Below are 21,805 nucleotides of genomic sequence, written 5' to 3' on the forward strand. Positions count from 1 at the left end.
ACAAAGCGTATTAATGAAATGACATTAAAAAAAGCCTAGACCTTCATATGTCAATGCAGCGCAAATGACGATACTTCAGATTTAACGGCTACCGTGTGTAAAAGCATCATCTAACATCATGAATACTTTTGTTCTGTGTTCTTAAATAAAACCTAGGTAAAATCACCAATTAATTGGTTATCTCTTTTCCTCCTCTATAGTAATCCTGCATTTTCTCTGTGACTAGCTTATTTAATTTAGAGACAGACTTTTGTAATTAAAAAAAGTAAGCAGTAATTTTACTGCTTACAGATATTGTTGAATATGATGAGCCTTGGACTCATTAATTTTGTGCTGTGAAATAGGACGACCAATATTTCCATAATGAACTTTTACATCTACCACATCGATATGCTTGAGAAACTTTAAATATTTCCGCACAGACACGCGTGAAATCCCTGTTATATTCACAATCTCTTCTGTCGAAAATGGATGAGATTTCATTTCCTGTACCGCATCCCATACCAGTTTTAATGTGTCCTGTGATAGACCTTTTGGTAATTCTTCAGGGAGGGCTTTCTCTTCATTATGTAAAATGCGTTCATCTAATTGCTCTTGGTTAATATGATCAGCGGATTGTAAAAAAGTATTCTTCTTATAGTAAGCTGTTAACGCAGCGCTAAAACGATCAAATTCAAATGGCTTAATGAGATAATCGACTGCCCCAAGTCTTAACGCTTTCTGAATGCGCTCTGTATCAGATGCAGCAGAAATGACGATCACATCCACCATCATATCGTTCTCTCGTATATAAGAAAGTAATTCGAGCCCATTTTTCCCCGGCATAAAAATATCCAATAAAATGAGCTCAATTTTCTTTTCGTTTAAAATGAATATTGCCTCATCTACAGAGGAACAAGTCGCAACCAGCTCGAAATCATCAATCTTCTCTAAATATCGTTTGTTAAATTCCGCAACCATTGGATCATCTTCTACAATCATGACCTTATTCATCCGATATCTCCTTTGCTATATAGGGTATGTAAATCGCGATTCGAGTTCCTTGTCCTTTCGTTGATGATATTTCTAGTTCTCCGTTTAGTTTATCAAGACTTTGTTGTACTAGATACAGGCCAATTCCTCTATTTTCCCCTTTTGTTGAATACCCTTTTTGAAAAATATGATTTAACTGTTCTTTCGTAATGCCAGATCCGTTGTCCGTTACGTCTACACTTAAAATCTCATCCGCATAATCAAATTCAATTTCAATCCGTTTAATAGCTTGATCGTTCAAAGCATCTACGGCGTTTTCAATTAGATTTCCGATAATCGTGATCAGTTCATGAGTGACGTCCATATCATTTGGTGGCGGCAAGGGATACTCGGTCTTAATCGTCATTTTGACGCCTTCTTCACGGGCATAGCTTAACTTTCCTGTTAAAAACCCTGCCAATACAGGATCTTTGATCATTTCAGTAATGAAATTCGTTTCATTTTTGCTATGATCAGCAAGTTCATTAATGTAGGCATCCAGCTGGTCATACTTTTTCATATGCACCATTCCAAGAATAACATGTAGCTTATTCATAAACTCATGCGACTGCGCCCGAAGCGCATCAGCATATAATCGAACTCCCGTAAGCTGAACCGCCATTTGATGGATCTCTGTTTTATCACGAAATGTAGATAAAGCACCGACAATTTGACCTTTTACGATAATTGGCACACGGTTAACAACTAGCACAACCCCCTTCACATCTTGCTCTGTTCCTAGCTCCTCTTTTCCATGAGCCAAAATATTTTTAAGGTTTGATCCTGGAATAATATCATCTATTTTTTTACCGATGAAATTGGTGTCGACACCTGCCTTTGAAAGGATTTTAGATGCCGCACGATTTACAAGCGTAACCGTAGAATGCTGATCAACCGCAATAATTCCTTCATGTGCTGATTGCAAGATAGCACTTCGTTCTTCCAGTACTTTTGAAATTTCAGCAGGCTCAAGGCCAAATAGAATCTTTTTGATGTACCGAGCTAGCAGGACAGCACCAATCACCCCAACTAAAATACCGACTAGTGTCCCCGTATAAATATTAGAGCGGCTTCTTGCCACTGCTACATGAACCTTCTCAAGGGAAATCCCTACAGATACTGCTCCTACCTGCTTTCCTTTTTCGTTATATACAGGTGTGAACGAGCGCAGAGATGTTCCGAGCGTTCCTTTTGAAATGGAGATATGCTCCTTTCCACGTAGAACCGCCTTTTGATCTCCTCCAACAAATTTTTTACCTATTTTACGTGGATCAGGGTGTGAAAGACGTATCCCTTGGTTGTCCATCACAACAATAAATTCTACTCCTGTCGTTTTTTTAATTTGGCTAGCAAAGCGCTGAACACCGTTGTTAGGCTGCTGCTGTGAAAGAGCTTGAATAACAACCGGAGTCATCGCAACTGTTCGGCCGATGCTCTGGGCTTTTTCTCCTTCTCGTTTCTGAATAATATCTGCGGTGGTCCGACTCACTAAAATATCTGTAATAAATAAAGAAAACGCCACGACCCCACATACTAAAAGCATAATGGTGAGCTGCAAGCTCCAACGCCCTTTTTTCAATTCACCTACGCTCCTTCCACCGATCGTTCTTTTGATTTAATTTGCACCAATCTAGTATATAAATCCCCGTTTATGAGGAAAAGACAAACCTCTTGAACAGCACAAAGAAAGAGGAGTTGTATAAACTCCTCTTTTTGGGGTTACATCTTTCTCACTAGCTTCGTTACCGTTTCAACATGAGCCGTATGTGGGAACATGTCAACTGGCTGAATGTATTCCACATCGTAGAATTTAGACAGCTTGTCGATATCCTTTGCAAGAGTAGACGGATTACATGATACGTACACAATCTTTTTCGGCTTTACTTTTAACATGGTCTCCAACAGCTGACGGTCACAGCCTGTACGCGGGGGATCGACCACAATAACGTCTGGCTTCCATCCTTCTTTCACCCAGCGTGGTAGCCAGTACTCTGCTTTCCCTGCTACATAGCTAGCATTTTTAAATCCATGCTTTTGTGCATTCTCATTCGCATCGGTAATTGATTCCTTAATCGTATCCATTCCGCGAATTTCCTTTGCACCATCTGCAAGCCACAACCCGATCGTTCCAACACCACAGTAGGCGTCTACGATGCGGTCTTCTCCTGTTAAAGAAGCCGCGTGCTTGACCTCATTGTAAAGCTTAACTGTTTGGGTAGGGTTTAGCTGGAAGAATGCGCGCGCAGACAGTTCAAAGGATAGATCTCCGAGCGTTTCCTGAATAACGTCTTTTCCATCAAGCGTAAACGTTTCATCCCCAAAGATGAGCGATGTTTTACGGTTGTTGATATTTTGAACAATTGATTTTACCTGTGGAAGGCGACGCTTTACTTCCTCAACTAGTAATTGCTGACGAGGAATCTCTTTTTGCCCTGTAATAAAGACTAGCTGTACTTCGCCCGTTTGAAACCCTTCGCGGATGACAAGCGTACGAATTACTCCTGTACGTTTTTTCTCGTCATAAACAGAGATTTTCAGGTCTTGTAAAATCTGTTTTACTGTATTCATCACTTTTGTCGTCACTTGATGCTGCACGATGCAGTTTTCAATATTAATAAGACGATGTGAGTTTGCGCTATATAAACCGGCAATCACTTTATTATCCTTTAGCCCTACTTGAAACTGGGCTTTGTTTCGGTAGTGCCACGGATCCTCCATGCCAATCGTCTTCTTAATTTTAGGTCCGATCTCGTTAAAGCGCGTATGGCGCTCGAAAGCTTGAAGAACGATATCTCGCTTCGCGTCTAATTGGGACGGATATTGAAGATGCTGCAGCTGACAGCCTCCACACAATTCGTAGATCGGGCAAGGAGCGTTTACCCTTTGCGGGGATTTCTTTTTGATCTTTTTAATTTTTGCCTCTGCAAATTTTGGGTGTGTATTGGTTACCTCAACGACGACCTCTTCTGTCGGCAAAGCACCAGGAACAAACACGACGTGACGCTTGTAATAACCGACACCCTCTCCGTTAATGCCTAAGCGTTTAATCGTAATTAAAAACTCTTGTCCCTTTTTTATTTTTACTTCTGTTTTTATATTCATCGTGACAACTCCGTTTTACTCTTTTTTATTCGATGCTTCTCCATAAATAAAGAGAAGCATAGCTTGCATATGGCTGCCACTCTTTGCTGAGCGACTCCATTTCGTCTAGTGTCGGCTTCGCACTTAAGCTAAAAAGGTTGCGAATCGCGTTTTGTAGACCTATATCAGCTTTTGGAAACATGTTCAGTCTCCCTAAAGCGAACATTAAAAAGTTTTGCGCCGTCCACGGCCCAATTCCTCTAATTTTTACTAATGTTTGAATTACCTCTTCATCTGATTGATTTCGTAGCGATGAAAGGTCCAGTTCTCCTGACACAATCGCTTTTGAGATATCTATGATGTACTCGCTTTTTCTCGTACTTAAACCTAGTTCCTTTAGTTCTTCATAATTTAAGGAACATAGGCGGTCTGGTGACGGATAAAACCACACTCCATTATGCTCTACTCCGTACGTTTTGACAAATCGATCCGTCAAACGATGAGCAACCTTTAGGCTAAGCTGCTGATGAATAATGGATTTGAGGAGGCAACGAAAAAAATCAAACTCTAATACTAGAGGTGTACCCCGGTGTTCTTGAAACAGTGAGCGCAGGTTTGTTGAGGCGAAGTGATCGTGAATTGTGGGAAGTAACTCATTCCATTGAAACAGGCGCTTTAGCTCCTCTAACACCGTGGCTTCATCCGCTTCGTCTAAAATATCAACTTCAAATGCAGGGGAGTCAATTGTTCCCGTGCTTTCAATCTTCACCGAGATATTTCTACCATCTACTACAATCGGAACAAAAATGGTATTCTGTTCGATCTCTACACGATTTAACGAATCTAATGATAAACGGTCCATCACAGCCCCAAAATCATACGGTGGGGGAACCACGATCTTTGTTCTCAACATTGTGTTCAACCTCCGAGCATTTTATCCTCATTATAACACGAAAAAGACAGCTCTTTTTAAAATGAGAGCTGCCTAAAATCTACTTTGGTTCTAAAATCATGGAATTCATATGTTGGGTTTCTTTAAGCATGTATTCATCCAAGCTTCGGAATTCATACCCTTGTTTTCGGAGATCATCGATTGATTTCCCTAACGCCTCTGCGTTATCGCTTGAAACAGTATGAAGCAATAAAATTGCTCCTGGATGAATTTGTGCCATAATATTATCGTACGAATAGCGCCATCCCTTTTGTTGATCGGTTTTCCAATCGACAAAAGCTAACGACCAAAACACCGTTGTGTATCCTTCATCTTTTGCAAGACCAAGTACTCGATCACTGAATATTCCTCTTGGTGGCCGTAAATACTTCATGTCTTTTTTACCCGTTAATTTTGTATATTCTGTTTTGACACGTTGCAATTCTTCTTTTAGTTTTGAATCATCTACGGTTGTCAAATCAGGATGATGCCATGAATGATTTCCAACAATATGGCCCTCGCTCGCCATTCTTTTTACAAGTTCGGGCTGATCGGTCAAATAATGACCCGTAACAAAAAAGGTAGCTGGCACCTTCTTTTTCTTAAGTATATTTAATACTTTTTCGGTGTATCCATTTTCATATCCATTATCAAATGTTAAGTAAATATGTTTTTCGGTCGTATGTCCGATATAAAATGAATCATGCTTTTTTAATAACTGATCATAAGCTGCTCCTGCTGAAGCTGGCTCATGATTTTTACTTTTGCTGAATCCCCAGTGGATCGGCGTATTGGAAGAAGCACCGTACGCTCCTGAAAACATGCCCCCATTAATTAAAAGAAGAGCAGCAATTGCAAAGAAAAGTTTTTTCATCAGCTCTACTCCTTTCTCCTTTTATTTTTTGTGACATGTATGAGTTCATGCGATGCATTGTTTTCCATTCTTATTCATTTTTCTACCAAAAAAGCCAACCTTACAAGAAGGCTGGCTTTTTAAACAAACGTTTATTTAAATACAGGCTCTTTGAATTGAGCAAGCTTTTCAAGCGATGATTTGTCTACATCTTGATGTAGGCTATTACCATGCGAATCCATCGTGACAACGGCAGTGAAATCTTTCACGCGAAGATGCCACATTGCTTCTGGAATTCCGAACTGCGTATAATTCACACCTTCAACCGCTTGTACACATTCTGCATAATATTGAGCTGCCCCACCAATGGCATTTAAATATACGCCACCATGCTCTTTTAATGCTGCGAGCGTTTTTGGTCCCATTCCGCCTTTACCCATTACTGCACGAATACCAAATTTCTTCATGATATCCCCTTGATAAGGCTCTTCACGAATACTTGTCGTAGGGCCAGCGGCAGCAACGTGCCATTTTTCGTCTTCATCTTTTAGCATTACTGGGCCACAGTGATAAATAATTTGACCATTTAGATCTACTTCACAGTCATGATCGCTCAAGTATTTATGAATCGCATCGCGACCTGTGTACATCATCCCCGTAATACGTACAACGTCGCCCACTTTTAACTCACGAATTTGCTCTTCGGAAATTGGCGCTTGTAGAACCACTTCTTTTGTTTGATTTTCTACTTTTTCTTCTTCTTTTTCAGCTTCTTTCGGGAACGTAACTTCTTCCCCTTCTTGATAAAGCCACTCTTGAATTTCACCCGTATCAGGATTTAATTTTACTCCTAAACGGCGATAAGCCCAGCAGTTATATGCAACTGAAACGAAGAAGCTTGCTGGAATACGGTGAATCGTGCCCACTTTACAACCAAGAAGCGTTGTTTCACCACCGAATCCCATTGTTCCAATTCCAAGCTTGTTCGCATTTTCAACAATGTATTCTTCTAGTTCACGTAATTGCTCATTTGGATTTTCATCATCAAGGCTTCTGAACAGCTGTGCTTTTGCCAGCTCATAGCCAGATGTGCGATCTCCACCGATGCCGACACCGATTACACCTGCACTACAGCCTTGTCCTTGTGCTTGGTATACGGAATGTAAAATACACTTGCGAATTCCATCCAAGTCACGCCCAGCACGTCCTAACCCTTCAACTTCACACGGAAGGCTATACTGAATGTTTTTGTTTTCACATCCGCCGCCTTTTAAAATTAAGCGCACATCAATGTAGTCGTTTTCCCATTGCTCGAACTTAATAACAGGGTTTCCTTCTCCGAGATTGTTTCCACTATTTTCTCCTGTTAATGAATCAACGGAGTTTGGACGAAGCTTTCCGTGCTTAGTTGCTTCTACGATTGCCCAATAAATAGCGTCCTTGATTTTTAATTGATTCACTCCTACAGGCGTATAAATTTTGAATGTAGGCATACCTGTATCTTGGCAAATTGGTGACACATTCTCATCTGCCATTTGGATATTTTCTGTAATCGTAGCAAGTGACATCGCTGCACGAGTTCCTGAATTTTCACGTGTTTTTGCTTTCGCAATTGCTCTTCGTACATCTTTTGGTAAGTTCGTTGATGTTTCGACAATTAATTGATATAAACTTTCTTTTAGTTGTTCCATCATCGTTTCCTCCCTAATCCCCTAGCATTATTAGCGACCAAGCATATAGCATTTTTAGAAATCGCTTTCTTTTCTATCAATATGTAGAGTCAGTGCGAGTAAAATCACTGTTTACCTTGCACACCGGTCCTTCTATAATGCATTATACTCCTTTAAAAATTCAGTTAAAAGAGAAAAAAGAAAAAGCTCTCACAGGGAGAGCTTTATTTCCAATCCTTTTTAAACTGCTCATATTTAAATTCCAAATCATCAATCATTTCAATTAAGCGGTCAATATCCTCAACACCTGCATCTTCAGGCTCCATGGATTCAAGAACATTTAAAAACATATTTAAACGATTTTTCAAATAATCTACCTGTTTTTCTTTATCATGAATAGAATTTCCCATCGTTGATCGCTCCCTTCGCTTCTTATCGTAACCAATCATTTCATAATTGACAACTAACTCTAATAAAATTCATAATAGTTCCTAGTGTGTTTATATTGGTTGATTTTCCATTTTTACAGAAAACGACCCTACATTTTGATTCAAAGGAGTTTTTTATGAAGACCTTAGAACGAATTACCACGTCATTCGATCCGTGGGAAGCTTATTTAGATATGAAGTTCATCCCATTTATCCTATATAACAAATTTGATCTCATTATTGAGTAAAGAAAAAGCCTAAAACCATTACAGGATCAAGGCTTTTCTTACTAGCTTATTTACATCTCGCTTTTCCATCCCTATTGTTTTCTTCACCCTGCACCCTCTCCTATTAGAAAAAGTCCATGGTCCTATAAAATGCACCAGACTTTTTTCAATATTCCCTTTCTCATATCCACCAGCCGAATTACAATCTTTTTTTATCTGCTAGACTTCTACGTAAATTCACAACAGAACTTTATACTTTTGTTTGGCATCAAACACACTCCGCTTCTGTTGCCACTTACTGGTTATCTCCACTGTGTAGTTCTCCTTTGTAGACAATTCTGATATCGAAAGGTTTTTCTCCACCTACATCAGAAAGCTCTTTCCAATAGTAGACTTTATCTACAACCTCATGTAACAGCTTGTTAGCCTTAGTAGGATTGGCCTCCATGTCCAATGACAAGATCCTTTCAATCTTTTCCCTAGTTTTCTTTTGTCTGTCTATCTCAGACTTAGCATCTGCCCCCTCCACGTTATTTAGCTCCTTCTGTACTGCTAACTGTTGTTCCTTAATGGCCTTAATCTCAGCTTGAGCCTCTTCAGCTTCATAAATACCTATTTTAAAACCAGCCTGTACATTCTTCTTCTGTACCTCTAGGTTATTGTAATGAAGAGTTAGCTGTTTCTGTTTTAACACTGCTTTACTGATAATGTCCTTACTGCCTGACAATATAGCCTCTATCTCGTTATCAATGTCTGTCAAATGCTCTTTAAGCTTAATAAGTATGTACTGTTCTATTCTCGCTGATTTAATTCCATTATTGGAACATCTAGCTTCACCCGACGCCTTATGTTCCGCTTTAGCCTTTTGACCTTTTGATGCGTGACAATTTAATACATAGAGCTCCCTTTGCGACTTATCTAAAACATTTCTACCTGCTCTTTTGTTGTATTTCATGCAAAAAGACAACGTCTGATTACATTTAGGGCATACAAGCAACCTAGATAAGCTATATACTCCCCTTTGTGACTGCTGAGGTACTACTCTTTTATCTACTCTGATTAGCTGAGCCTGATTATATGTATCAGCATCAATTAAAGCAGGATGAGCCTCCTCTACAGTAATAACATCTTCTCCTGTAAGCTCATAATGTACTGTACCTCTATATGCAACATTGGATAAGATTAGAGATGTTGCTCTAACAGTGAAAGGCTTACCTGCCCTAGTCCTTTTTCCTCTCAGATTCAACTGTTCAACTAACTCAGCCTGATTTAAGCCCTCTTTTACATACATATTGTATATTTCCTCTACTACCTGCGACTCCTCCGGATGGGGTATAAGATGCTTTGTCTCATCTTTTGTATAACCATATGGAGCAATCCCAAAAAAGACTCCCTTTTTAATTGCCTGTATTCTCCCCCTTCTGAGCTTTCTCTTTGTCATCCTCATAAAATGATTATCCATCTCTGACTGTATTCCTAAGGTAAAAACATCGTCATCATTCATGAAGTTATATGTTTTGTTTAAAGTAAAAAGCATCAATCCTTCTGCTTTCATAAACCTGATAAAGAGTCCAAAATCTGTACTGTCTCTTGCAATTCTATCCTGTTCTGTGCAAAGGACTCCATCATATATATTTCTTCTAAGCTCCATTAACATTCTTTGATACTCAGGTCTATTCCGATCCTCAGAGCTACCCTCCTCAGAGAATACCTCATAATCCATACCGTTAACCTCTGCATAGTCAGTCAGTAGCTCGAGCTGTCTGCTTATTTCCATTCCATCAGCATCCTTTAATCTTGATTTTCTTACATAAATTGCTACGAGTTTTTTAGTTACCTTAGCCATTCATTAACCTCCTCGTAAATACCAATATTATCTAATATAAAACCAAGTATAGACAGTGATTCAACTAGATGCAAGATTTATTACAATGGATATTTAATTTGATTTTGCGTCATTGACATATCTTGTACTAACTGCCCATAATAGTTAAGTATTAAACAGATAGGAGTTTTTAATTAAATGAATAACTACATGACCAAATCTGAAATTACGATAAAAAATGATCCTTGGGAGGCATATTTAGATTTTAAGCAGTATGGAAAACCTACTTTATCCAGCATAGAGTTTACAACTACTCACCTCTGTAATATGAGATGTGCTCACTGTGCTGTAGGTCATACACTTGTAACTAAAGATGCTGAAGCATTACCTTTAGAATTATTACTGAAAAGATTAGATGAGATTCCTACGTTGAGAACAATCAGTCTCACTGGAGGAGAGCCGATGCTTTCCTTAAAATCCGTAGAAAACTATGTATTGCCTTTATTGAAATATGCTCACAGCAGAGGCATCTATACTCAAATCAACTCCAATCTTACACTAGACATTGAAAGATATAAGAAAATTGCACCTTATTTAGATGTATTACATATCTCCCACAACTGGGTAACAGAGGATGAATTTATTGATACTGGCTTTGCCATGATGGACAGAAAGCCTTCAAGAGAGCAAAGAAAAGCATTATTTGACAGAATGATTTCTAACTCTAAAGCTTTATCTGATATGGGAGTTTTAGTTTCTGCTGAGACTATGATAAACGCTAGAACAGCACCCCACTTAGAAAAAATTCATAAGCAGGTTGTTGAGGAAATGGGCTGTAAAAGGCATGAAATTCACCCTATGTACGAAAGTGGATATGCTAGTACACCTGCCCCCTCATCTATACAAGATCCATTAGGTGATTTCGCTAGTACGCTTGAAACACTAAGCTTAGAAGAGATGCGCAGTGCCATTCATCACCTACTAGATATTCGTGATGAGAACACGTGGATGTTATTTGGAACACTTCCGTTTTACGCATGTAGCCAAACGCAAGAAGATCTTGATTTATTAAAACGACTTTATGCAAGCAAAAATGTAACGGTTCGTAATGATCCAGACGGTCGCTCACGTTTAAACGTAAATATTTTTAACGGTGATGTGATCGTGACAGATTTTGGTGATACACCACCTCTTGGAAATATTAAAGACACGCCGCTTCAAGAATCATTTGACCGTTGGCAACAGTCCGAAACGTCTAAAGAACTTAGCTGTCATTGCCCACAGGTTCAGTGTTTAGGGCCAAATATTTTAGTTAAAAACAGCTATTATAAAGATGTAGACTTCCAAAAGAATTCTGCAAACCTGATCAAATAAAAAACAAGAGGGTGTTCCTAGGAACACCCTCTTGTTTTTTATAACATCATTTTTTTATTTCTTTGCAGTTGTATTTCCTGTGGCTCATCTTGTCCCCATGACCCCTGCTTCATTTTCACATAATAGTAGACATAACAAGCAATCGAGCATCCAACACCTAGATACAGCGCAATCCGCTGTTCCGGATCAAACGCTAAGCTAATGATGACCAAGCAGTTTGTAATGAATGCTAGGATCGGGAGGAATGGATAAAGTGGTGTTCGAAACTTTAGGTCTTCAACCTTTCCACCTTCTCGTAGATACTTTCTACGAAATCCTAGATATGAACCTGTAATCGCAATCCAACCTACTTGTGCCCCAAAGCCTGCAAGGGATAAGAGCCAGACAAAAACCGTTTCTGCAGCAAAGAATCCTGAAAGTAACGTTAGAGCAGATACTGCTAGCGTAATCACTAGCGCGTTCATTGGTACTCCTCGTTTGTTAACGCGACCAACGCTTGGGCTTGCCATCTTTTCTTTTGAAAGAGAGTAGAGCATACGTGTTGCCGCATATAAACCTGAATTCGCAACCGATAAAAGAGCGATTAAAATAATAAAGTTCATCACGTCTCCTGCATATGGAACACCGATATTATCTAGTACGACAACAAACGGGCTTTTATCCACGCCTGCTTCATCACTTGGAATTAAAGCCGCCATAATAGAGACGGAAATAATAAAGAAAAAGAGCGTACGCCAAACCGTTTGTTTAATCGACTTTGGAATTGTCTTCTCTGGATTTTCACTTTCTCCAGCCGCAATCCCAATCAGTTCCGTTCCTTGGAACGAAAAGTTTACGGTAATCATTGTAATAAGCAATGCCTTAAGCCCATTGGGAAATAGCTTCTCATCAAAAAAGTGTGATAAAAAAGGTGCTCCTTCTCCGTTTTTCATATCAAGTAAGCCAAACATTGCTGCGCCGCCAATTCCAATAAATAAAATAATAGCAATAACTTTAATACTTGAAAAAACAAATTCTGCTTCTCCAAAGGCTTTTGCTGATAGTGCATTCAATAAGAAAATAAGTAATGCGAAGATCAGACACCATATCCAAACCGGAGTATGCTCAAACCAACGCTTCATAAGCTGCCCCGCTGTTAAAAATTCAAGAGCTACCGTTACAGCCCAGCCTAACCAATATAACCAGCCCACCGCAAAGCCTGTAGCTGGTCCGACAAACTTCGTCGTATAGGTATGAAATGAACCTGTTACAGGCATCGCAACTGACAGCTCCCCTAAATCGTTAAATACATAATAAAACCGCTAACTAAATACGCAATAATGGCTCCAACAGCCCCAGCTTCATGAATCGTGTAGCCCGATCCGACAAAAAAACCTGTTCCGATACATCCTCCAAGAGAGATCATAAATAAATGCCTCGTTTTCATACTTCGCTTTAATTCTTGTGTATGATCATTTGATATGTTCATTGGGAAGACCTCATCTCATCGTAAAATTGCAAACGCTTACTATTATTGATATGAAAATTAAAAATTCCGACTATTGATAACCTGTCCCTCCTCCTTCAAATGTTGTTTAACCTTTTATTCAGTTTACGAATAAATGAACAATGGTTCAACTCGACAATTTCCCTAATATTTATACAACTTTATTATTTCTTAGGAAATAATGGTCACTTTTTGTTTATTTCTGTCTGTATGAGACGCTCATTCGACACTTATTTTCCAAACAAAAAACACGCAATCGGAAAAACCGACTGCGTGTTTTTTATCTTGGCTGATTATGAACAGAAAAGCTAAGTGACAGGTGATCTTGAACAGGTATCCAAGCCCCTATTCCTTGAGACGTAACGTTTTTAACAGCGATGGTTCGCTTACTGCCATGTAGAAGCAAAAATACTTCTCCGTACGTTACTTTTCCACGTTCACTGACGGCCGGTGTATAGCTGTTTAAGTACCCTACTCTTTTAGCAGGTACGTTGTAGCCATTTTCTTTTTTAGTTCCGACTCCCACGATTGTAGAGAAAGCTAGTGGTAGCTTTGTTTTTTCTGCCGCTTTTAAAATCATCATTTTTTGAACGTCGTCCGAATTAGGAATTCTTGCCGTTAGTCCACCCTTCACTTGCTTTTGAGCATCTTGCACATAGCGAACTCGGTACGGAAGCTTTCCAGCGCGGTTATCGAAAAAATTCATATTCACCTTTTTGTACTCCCAATTCACGTTGGTTTCCATGGATTCGTAATTTAACGGCCACTCTCCCAAATAAATAGTCGCTCGAAATCCAATAGCGAGTGGATTTTTCGAAACGGCTGATTCATTTAGCATACGAATAAGATTAGGGTTTTCAATTTTCACCTTTGATGTTCCTAATAGTTCCTTAGCTAAATCACTTGGCTGTAAATAAGGCATATCCTGTGACGAGTTTGGATATGTGTTTTCTTTGGAAATATTCAAAACGGAACTAGGTACACGAACTGTCCCGACCTCCGTCGATTTCTTATTTGTACCCTGTGCATGCGAGATCGGAACAATACTACTCGTAAAAAAAAGAAAAACAACTAACAATGCTGAAACTTTGCGCATATAAGTACTCCTTTCAAGACTTTAGGAAATGTACTTATAGTTTCTTCACATCTGCTTTTCTTTATCCTCTTTTTCCATTTATTCGTATCATAGAATTGCTCAAATGGGTGTAACCTTTTCTTCTACCCCTTTGTTGAAAAAGGCATTTATAATAGGCGTAACGAGTTGGATAGCAGGTCCCATTAAAAAGGTAATGATGATGGTTCCTACTCCAATGGCGCCATCTAATAAAAATGCAAGAACCAACGCCGACACTTCGCCAATCGTCTTTCCAACCATTAAACTAATTCCAAACCTCTCTTGCAGTGACAGCATAAGATTATCAATTGGATTAGCCGGAAACTTTGCGCGCAAATAAATGACGACCCCAACTGCAATCGTAAAGATTCCACCAATAAATAATAGATACTTTCCAACTGTAGATTCGAACGCAAGCTTGCTTAATACGTTTAACATCCACAAATCGATTAAAAACCCGATGATAAAAACTGGCGCAAGCGCAAGCCATTCAATGCGTTTAACGAGTAAAGCATTTACTATCATCATCAAAATCCCTACAATCATGACCCAATTGCCAATCGTGAGACCAATTGATTTTGATAACCCCACATTTAGTGCATCCCATGCCCCTGCTCCTACGTCTGCTACAATTGTTAAGGACACCCCAAACGATAAAAATAACAGACCAACTATGTATTGAATGAATCGATTTATCATTCCACCACCCCCTAATGGAATATTTTACATTTACTTTCCTACAAACCCAACATATTTTAAAAAAATCGGAATTTTCAGTTTTATATAGCATATATTGTATTACTCTTCACTACATATCCAAAGGAGGACTGAGGCCTTGAGGAATGAGAAAGGGCGTGATCTGTATATTAGATCGCGCCCTTTTCGTTAAAGTAGATAAAAACCTAGACCCATAATAATGTAAGCCCCGAGTAGTGTGGCCCCTTCAAACCAGTTCGTATCCCCATCATTAGAGATCGAAATCGTCAAAAAGACAGCAGTAATCATGGAGACCAACTCTGGAATCGTAAAGACAAGCGGCATACTGGTTGAGAATAGAAGCGAAACAAGGACTAAAACAGGTGCAACAAACATAGCCACTTGAAGCGTAGATCCGACCGCAATTTCAACCGCAACGCCCATTTTATCTTTGTACGCCATTAAGATGGCAGAAGCATGCTCTGCCGCATTACCGACAATTGCTACGATAATAACCCCTATAAACAGTTCACTCCAACCAAACTTCTCCGCAACTGTTTCAAATGTATGTACAAGATTTTCAGACACATAAGCGACAGCAACCGTTGAAAGAAGGAGCACCATAATTGCTCTTAGCTTTCCCCATTCCGGTTCTTCGTGCTCTTCGCTCACGTCATTTTTATGCTGATAAACTCCTCGGTGTGTAACAAGTCGAAATAAAAGGGCCGCTAAATACAAAATAATAAGAACGATCGATACACCTATACTAAGGGTTAACGTCTTATCTTCAGGCATACGCTGAGCAAAAATCTCAGGGATAACGAACGCGACAATAACGGCAAAAATTAAGAGCGCCGAATTATGCCTTGCATCATAAATGTTAAATTGCTGGCGCTTGTACTTGAGTCCACCGATAAAAAAGGACAGACCCCCTACAAGTAAAAGATTTCCTAAAACAGAACCTGTTAATGACGCAAGAACGACTTCAGTAAGACCTGCCTGTAAAGCAAAAATGGAAATAATGAGCTCAACAGCATTTCCGAAGGTGGCATTTAGAAGTCCGCCGATTCGAGGGCCTGATATAATCGCCAAGCTTTCTGTTGCCCTACCCATGAACCCAGCTAATGCGATAATAGTTAAGCAATAAATGACAAACATTAAAATTTGTGACCAGTGCATAATACTTCCAATCACTGAAAGTGGAACACCGATCACAACAAAAATCATAAATAACTTATTAATCACTACGTTGCCTCCCTCTATGTACTATCTAGCGAAGAATACTCTTCTTCTTTTTTGCAGTGTGCCCTTAAAATATACGATTCTAGACAAGTCCTTCACTACTTTCTGTAGGTGAACCCTTAACATTGCGTTTTTTTTGCTAGTGTATTCAATTATGGACAGATACATACCACGCTTTTTCCCAAGCAGAGGAAGGTTTAAACCACATAGAAGAAGGTAGATTAAATAAGATATAAGCGTTCATTTTATGGAAGCAATGTTGCTCATTTCAAAAAATAGGAGGATGTCTGATATGCTTCAAGATCAAATCGTACATGTTCTAGACCATCATCGAGTAGGAATATTAACCACTCTTCATGAAAAGAAGCCGCATTCTCGGTTGATGACATTTTCTCATGAAGACTTGGTGCTTTATTCACCTATAAACCGAAGGACATTTAGTGTAGAAGAAATAGAAAAGCAAGAGACCGTGCATATTTTATTGGGATATGAATGGAGTGGATCGAAAAATTCTTATGTCGAAATTGAAGCGTTAGCGAAAGTCGAGGAAAGTGAAGAGATCAGGGAACGCTTTTGGACCGATGATCTACTCGCATGGATCGATGAACCAAAAGAGCACAATTATCTTCTTGTTCAGTTTACACCCCAATCGATCCGCTTTTTTAAAGATGGCAAAAGTAAAGCTCAAACCTTGTAAGGCTTGAGCTTCTGTTTATTGATTTAATTCAAACGTTTCTTCAACTTCAATGCTGTTAATAACCGATTGAACCATTGGACAGTTTTTGCGTGCTAGCTCAATGGACTGGGCAATCTTTTCTTCTGGCAAATCATTTCCCGTAATGACGTAGTGAAGATGGATTTTTTCAATACGGTTTGCTTTTGCTTCATTTCTTTCTACATTCGCTTGAATGGTGATATCGTCAATCGCAATGCGCTTCTTTTTCAAAATGGTGCGTAGCACTCCTCCGCTACATACGGCGATCGATGATACCATTAATTGAAAAGGTCGAAATCCGTGCGCTTCATCTCCTGCAACATGAAGTTCACCATACTCTAAATCCGTTGTAAATCCAACTTCCTTCATTTTAAATTCCATATGAATGCCTCTTTTCGTGACTGTAATACATCTATTTTACTGACTATACATTTTCTCTGCAAACACATCGCACATAAAAAAACAAAATTTTTAGACTTGTTATTCCCTTTACATAACGGTACGATCAAAGGTGGCACCATGATTCAAGTAAGGGGGAATAATCCTGTTACATATAAAATTTCGATTTTGGATTCTTGTTACCATCGTCTCCATTTCCGGCTTTTCTCAAGGCATGCTTTTGCCCATCATTTCAGTTATTCTAGAGCAGGACGGGGTATCCTCTGCTCTTAACGGTCTTAATGCCACAGGTCTGTATATTGGTGTTTTACTCGCCTCTCCTTTTATGGAACGACCGTTGCAGCGATATGGTTATAAACCTCTAATCGTTGTGGGAGGTTTATTGGTTATTTTATCTCTCTTTTCATTTATTACGTGGAAGGCATTCTGGTTTTGGTTTGCCCTACGCTTACTTATTGGTATTGGCGATCATATGCTTCATTTTGGTACACAGACGTGGATCACGGCTTTTTCAACACAAAAAGATCGAGGACGGAATATTTCCATTTACGGACTATTTTTCGGGATTGGATTTGCTGTCGGACCTTCTGCCTCGTTTCTTCTAAAAATTAACCCGTCTCTTCCCTTCATCGTGAGTTCAGGGATCAGCTTACTCGCTTGGCTGACCGTTTTCCTATTGAAAAATGAACGTCCTCAAGGAGCCGTTGAAGCAGAAGCATTCGTTGAATCATTCAAACGATTTGGAAAAACTTTTAAATATGCATGGGTCGCTTTTTTGCCACCGCTAGGATATGGCTTTTTAGAAGCTACATTGAATGGAAGTTTCCCCGTGTACGCCCTGCGCAACGGTTATGAAGTAAATCAAATTTCGATTTTACTTCCCGCTTTTGCATTTGGAAGTATTATTTTTCAGCTGCCGCTAGGAATTCTGAGCGATAAATATGGCAGGCACTCTATTTTATTAGCTGTGCTATCTACCGGCTTTTTGGCCTTTCTTACAGCCAGCTTTGTTGAGGGTTCTTTTATTGCGTTGACCATTTGCTTGTTTATAGCTGGTATGCTTTTAGGATCAACCTTCTCACTAGGAATAACCTATATGGCTGATTTAGTACCCACCTCCCTACTGCCAGCCGGAAACTTGATGTGCGGTATGGCATTTAGTCTCGGTAGTATTTCAGGTCCTTATTTAGGTGGAGTATTTATTCAACATTTTAAGGGAACGAGCTTTTTTTATTTCATCAGTATGATGATTTTGTTCCTTCTGATCGGATTTATTTTTCATAAGCAACCTAAAGTTGCCACTGTGAAAAGCAAACATTCATAGTTATTTAGCCATCAACCTTTTCATAAGGTTGATTTTTTCTTTTTTTGAAAAAAAGTGTACACAAAAACCACCAACTGTTATATAATATTAAAAAATAAATAAAACTGTTTTATAACAGTTAAGGAGGAGAACAAATTGAGCAGACAAGAGCGTAAAAACATGATTACATTTATTGAACGGATGAAAGGGATGGATCGTGATTCATTGCTTTATATGACGGACGCTGAAATTGAACATATTTATAACAGCGCTTATTCTCTTTCAGAAGAAGGTCGCGATTTTTAATTTTTTTATGTTTTATCCCTCGTGTTCGTGGTATACTTTGGATATATTAACGACTAAAAACTCAATACATGTATCTTTGAAGAGAAATGCTGCTATCTTAACGATAGCAGCTTTCGTGTTTTTTAAGGGTATTGATTGTGATTATTTTTCTCATTTAGAAATGTAATGGAGGGATAAAACAATGGACGCAAGAGCATTAAATCAACAAAAACCTTTAAGCAATGAGCCTTCTCAGCTAAAGACTTTTTTCGAGACGCATGGAGAGCTTGTTGCAGCACTATTTAGCGGCGTATTAATACTTGCAGGATGGATTTTTTCAAGTCAAACGACTGCTTCTGTCATACTATTTATCTTAGCCTACGTTATTGGGGGATTCGCCAAAGCAAAGGAAGGCATTGAAGAAACAATTGAAAATAAAGAGTTAAACGTAGAGATGCTGATGATATTTGCAGCTATTGGATCAGCCATTATCGGATACTGGCTTGAGGGAGCAATGCTCATTTTCATCTTTGCCTTGAGCGGTGCGCTCGAGACTTACACAATGAATAAAAGCAATCGTGAAATTTCATCACTGATGGAAATGCAGCCCCAAGAAGCAACACGAGTGCTAGGTGATCACGAAGAAATCGTGCACGTTTCCGAACTAGCGATTGGCGATCTCATTCTTGTAAAGCCAGGTGAGCGTGTACCAGCAGATGGTGAAGTTGTTCAAGGACAAACAACGATTGATCAGGCTGCGATTACTGGTGAAGCTGTTCCTGTTACGAAACAGCTAAATGATGAGGTATTCGCTGGTACTGTGAATATTAAGGGTGCCATTACAGTTAAAATCACCAAAACAACGGAAGAAACGCTGTTTCAAAAAATTATCAATCTCGTTCAAAGTGCTCAAAGTGAAAAGTCACCTTCACAGCTTTTTATTGAACGATTTGAAGGAATCTATGTAAAGGTCGTGTTGTCAGTCGTTGCGTTAATGATGTTCATCCCTCACTACGTACTAGGCTGGAGCTGGACTGAAACCTTCTATCGCGCGATGATTCTACTTGTTGTTGCCTCACCTTGTGCACTAGTAGCTTCCATCATGCCAGCGTCGCTTTCTGCTATTTCAAACGGTGCTCGTAAAGGAATTTTATTCAAAGGCGGTGCCCACTTAGAAAGACTGGCACACCTTGAAGCCATTGCATTCGACAAAACGGGTACACTTACACGCGGGAAGCCTGAAGTAACAGACGTAATTACACGTGATCACGTTACAGAAGAGGACTTTTTAAAAGTGATTGCATCGATCGAGCGTCAGTCAAATCACCCTTTGGCTCAATCCATTGTGCAATATGTTAAAACAAAGACAGCCAGTGATCTACAGCAGCCTGATTCTTTAGAAGATGTACCTGGATACGGCGTTATTGGTGTACTTTCAGGTGTTGAGTGGAAGGTTGGGAAAGCGGATTTTGTTGGCAAAGAAGAAGCAATCGCCTTTCATGAAGGAATATCTGCTTCGTTGGCTGAAGATGGAAAAACAATCGTCTATGCGCGCGATGAGCACGGAATTGTCGGATTAATTGCTTTAAAGGATATTGTTCGTGAGGAAACAATTGCTGCAATTGAAGAATTAAAGGCCTCTGGCATCTTTACCGTGATGATTACAGGTGACAGCGTAAAAACCGCTGAAGCCATCTCGAATGAATGCCACGTTGATCAGTACGTAGCAGAATGTTTACCTGAAACAAAGGTAGATGAAGTAAAAGCTTTAAAAGGAAAATTCCAAACGGTTGGAATGGTTGGAGACGGAATCAATGACGCTCCGGCGCTTGCAACCTCTCACATCGGAATTGCGATGGGAGAAGGTACAGATGTGGCTCTTGAAACAGCGGACATTGTGCTAATGAAAAACGATTTATCTAAAATAGCTGAAGCCATAAAAGTGGCTAAACGTATGAATCGTATCGTAAAGCAAAACGTTATTTTCTCGATCACCGTTATTTTGCTTTTAATTTGCTCGAACTTTCTTCAATTCCTTGATTTACCGTTCGGCGTTATCGGACATGAAGGAAGCACCATCTTGGTCATTTTAAACGGCCTACGTTTACTAAAATAAACAAAAGCTCCTACACGTGTAGGAGCTTTTGTTGTTTAATGATAGCCGTTTTGTCCGTTTTGGCTATTGCTTGTTTTATGTTTTGGTGAGCTTTTTTTATTTTGTTTCGTGTTGCTGCCGTCTTTTTTCGTATGTTTTGTCATTCAATGACTCCCCCTTCATGGTCTTACACATTTAATATGTCACGTATAGAGGAGAAATATCGTACTAGTTTTTTCCTTGTCGACGTTTGTGACTAATGGCATTAACTTCTCCGCCGATGACAATAATCATTCCAGAAAGATAGAGCCAGACCATCATCACAATGATCCCACCAAGACTTCCATACGTAGCGGTGTAATTGGCAAAATTATTCACATAGTATGAAAAAGCCAGGGACACAAGAACCCATCCGAGCGTCGCGACAAGCGTTCCCTTCCAGATGTCTTTAATATGCAGCCCCTTTTTATTAGGAGCAAAATGATACAGAGCTAAAAACACAATAAACAAAATGGCTGCACTAATGATCCAGCGCGAAGCTGACCACAAATTCAAAAACGTACTAGAGAAACCAAGTTTTGAGAACAAGTAGACGCCAATCATTTTTCCGAAAACAGGCAGTAATAGCGCGACAATAATAATAAAAATCATCGCCACTGTTAACAGAATCGCAACACCACGTGCCACAATAAATGACCGACTCTCTTCTACCTCGTACGCTCTATTAAAGGCTCGCACAATGGCGTTAATGCCGTTTGAAGCTGACCATAACGTCGCAATTGCCCCAAATGACAAGAGCTGACCATTTCGAGAACCCACTACTTCGTTTAAATTATCCTCAATGTATTTCATCGTTTGCCGTGGTGCAACCTCTTCAAGCATATCCAACAAATTGGGTACGTGAAGCGGCAAAAACCCGAGGAGTGTCACAATAAAAATTAATAACGGAAATAGTGATAACAAAAAATAGTAAGCCAGCTCTGCAGAAAGACTCGGAATTTCATCACGTAAAAACCGTCCTGCCAATTCTGCAATAAAAGGTCGTTTTCTCTTTTGTTTCGCCATTCCCT

The 21,805-nt window shown here is 39.4% G+C and carries 18 protein-coding genes and 1 pseudogene; 5 read left to right on the top strand and 14 right to left on the bottom strand.

Annotated elements, in window-relative coordinates; all coding sequences use genetic code 11:
- Window positions 1-285: 285 nt before the first annotated feature.
- The 8 genes from AMD01_RS19105 to AMD01_RS19140 all read right to left on the bottom strand — a co-directional run bounded on the left by AMD01_RS19105 (window position 286) and on the right by AMD01_RS19140 (window position 10,047).
- Window positions 286-993, bottom strand: coding sequence for a response regulator (locus tag AMD01_RS19105; RefSeq protein ID WP_053403049.1), 708 nt, complete (start codon window positions 991-993; stop codon window positions 286-288).
- Window positions 986-2,590 (bottom strand): DcuS/MalK family sensor histidine kinase, encoded by a 1,605-nt coding sequence (dcuS, locus tag AMD01_RS19110; RefSeq protein WP_083446627.1) that lies wholly within the window; start codon window positions 2,588-2,590, stop codon window positions 986-988. The genes AMD01_RS19105 and dcuS overlap by 8 nt, the downstream gene beginning before the upstream one ends.
- Before the next feature lie 140 nt (window positions 2,591-2,730).
- Complete coding sequence (rlmD, locus tag AMD01_RS19115; RefSeq protein ID WP_053403050.1) at window positions 2,731-4,113, bottom strand: 23S rRNA (uracil(1939)-C(5))-methyltransferase RlmD; 1,383 nt, start codon at window positions 4,111-4,113, stop codon at window positions 2,731-2,733.
- 25 nt (window positions 4,114-4,138) lie between these two features.
- The gene (locus AMD01_RS19120) at window positions 4,139-5,005 is read right to left on the bottom strand and encodes a DNA-3-methyladenine glycosylase family protein (protein ID WP_053403051.1); all 867 of its coding nucleotides are present in this window, start codon (window positions 5,003-5,005) and stop codon (window positions 4,139-4,141) included.
- A 79-nt stretch (window positions 5,006-5,084) separates the two neighbouring features.
- On the bottom strand, window positions 5,085-5,846 hold the full coding sequence (pdaA, locus tag AMD01_RS19125; RefSeq protein WP_245638989.1) for a delta-lactam-biosynthetic de-N-acetylase: 762 nt from the start codon (window positions 5,844-5,846) through the stop codon (window positions 5,085-5,087).
- A gap of 182 nt (window positions 5,847-6,028) precedes the next feature.
- On the bottom strand, window positions 6,029-7,570 hold the full coding sequence (locus AMD01_RS19130; RefSeq protein ID WP_053403053.1) for a fumarate hydratase: 1,542 nt from the start codon (window positions 7,568-7,570) through the stop codon (window positions 6,029-6,031).
- A gap of 200 nt (window positions 7,571-7,770) precedes the next feature.
- Window positions 7,771-7,956 carry an SE1561 family protein gene (locus AMD01_RS19135; protein WP_053403054.1) on the bottom strand — a complete coding sequence of 62 codons (186 nt, stop codon included), beginning with the start codon at window positions 7,954-7,956 and terminating at the stop codon, window positions 7,771-7,773.
- Between the two features lie 540 nt (window positions 7,957-8,496).
- Window positions 8,497-10,047 (bottom strand): recombinase family protein, encoded by a 1,551-nt coding sequence (locus AMD01_RS19140; RefSeq protein ID WP_053403055.1) that lies wholly within the window; start codon window positions 10,045-10,047, stop codon window positions 8,497-8,499.
- 177 nt (window positions 10,048-10,224) lie between these two features.
- Here AMD01_RS19140 and yfkAB point away from each other — a divergent pair, with 177 nt between their 5' ends.
- Window positions 10,225-11,400 (top strand): radical SAM/CxCxxxxC motif protein YfkAB, encoded by a 1,176-nt coding sequence (gene yfkAB, locus AMD01_RS19145; RefSeq protein WP_053403056.1) that lies wholly within the window; start codon window positions 10,225-10,227, stop codon window positions 11,398-11,400.
- A gap of 38 nt (window positions 11,401-11,438) precedes the next feature.
- Here yfkAB and AMD01_RS19150 read toward each other — a convergent pair.
- The 4 genes and pseudogenes from AMD01_RS19150 to cax form a co-directional block, all read right to left on the bottom strand.
- Window positions 11,439-12,868, bottom strand: a pseudogene (locus AMD01_RS19150) (amino acid permease).
- A 298-nt stretch (window positions 12,869-13,166) separates the two neighbouring features.
- Complete coding sequence (locus AMD01_RS19155; RefSeq protein ID WP_053403057.1) at window positions 13,167-13,982, bottom strand: YfkD famly protein; 816 nt, start codon at window positions 13,980-13,982, stop codon at window positions 13,167-13,169.
- A 99-nt stretch (window positions 13,983-14,081) separates the two neighbouring features.
- Entirely contained in the window at window positions 14,082-14,699 is a 618-nt protein-coding gene (locus AMD01_RS19160) for a YczE/YyaS/YitT family protein (RefSeq protein WP_211263413.1), read from the bottom strand.
- A 186-nt stretch (window positions 14,700-14,885) separates the two neighbouring features.
- Window positions 14,886-15,941 carry a calcium/proton exchanger gene (cax, locus tag AMD01_RS19165; protein ID WP_053403058.1) on the bottom strand — a complete coding sequence of 352 codons (1,056 nt, stop codon included), beginning with the start codon at window positions 15,939-15,941 and terminating at the stop codon, window positions 14,886-14,888.
- Window positions 15,942-16,230: 289 nt separating this feature from the next.
- On the opposite strand from cax, the gene AMD01_RS19170 reads away from it, so the two are divergent.
- Complete coding sequence (locus AMD01_RS19170; protein WP_053403059.1) at window positions 16,231-16,635, top strand: pyridoxamine 5'-phosphate oxidase family protein; 405 nt, start codon at window positions 16,231-16,233, stop codon at window positions 16,633-16,635.
- Between the two features lie 15 nt (window positions 16,636-16,650).
- On the opposite strand, the gene AMD01_RS19175 is transcribed toward AMD01_RS19170, so the two are convergent.
- Entirely contained in the window at window positions 16,651-17,034 is a 384-nt protein-coding gene (locus tag AMD01_RS19175) for an OsmC family protein (RefSeq protein WP_053403060.1), read from the bottom strand.
- 160 nt (window positions 17,035-17,194) lie between these two features.
- On the opposite strand from AMD01_RS19175, the gene AMD01_RS19180 reads away from it, so the two are divergent.
- The 3 genes from AMD01_RS19180 (at window position 17,195) to AMD01_RS19190 (ending at window position 20,756) form a co-directional block, all read left to right on the top strand.
- Window positions 17,195-18,376 (top strand): MFS transporter, encoded by a 1,182-nt coding sequence (locus tag AMD01_RS19180; protein WP_425415153.1) that lies wholly within the window; start codon window positions 17,195-17,197, stop codon window positions 18,374-18,376.
- Window positions 18,377-18,511: 135 nt separating this feature from the next.
- Window positions 18,512-18,661, top strand: coding sequence for a BH0509 family protein (locus tag AMD01_RS19185; protein ID WP_053403062.1), 150 nt, complete (start codon window positions 18,512-18,514; stop codon window positions 18,659-18,661).
- Between the two features lie 181 nt (window positions 18,662-18,842).
- The gene (locus tag AMD01_RS19190; RefSeq protein ID WP_053403063.1) at window positions 18,843-20,756 is read left to right on the top strand and encodes a heavy metal translocating P-type ATPase; all 1,914 of its coding nucleotides are present in this window, start codon (window positions 18,843-18,845) and stop codon (window positions 20,754-20,756) included.
- Window positions 20,757-20,963: 207 nt separating this feature from the next.
- On the opposite strand, the gene AMD01_RS19195 is transcribed toward AMD01_RS19190, so the two are convergent.
- Window positions 20,964-21,800: a YihY/virulence factor BrkB family protein gene (locus AMD01_RS19195; protein WP_053403064.1), complete on the bottom strand. Its 837-nt coding sequence runs from the start codon at window positions 21,798-21,800 to the stop codon at window positions 20,964-20,966.
- Window positions 21,801-21,805: the final 5 nt, after the last annotated feature.

The organism is Priestia koreensis, from assembly GCF_001274935.1.
Lineage (GTDB): Bacteria > Bacillota > Bacilli > Bacillales > Bacillaceae_H > Bacillus_AG > Bacillus_AG koreensis.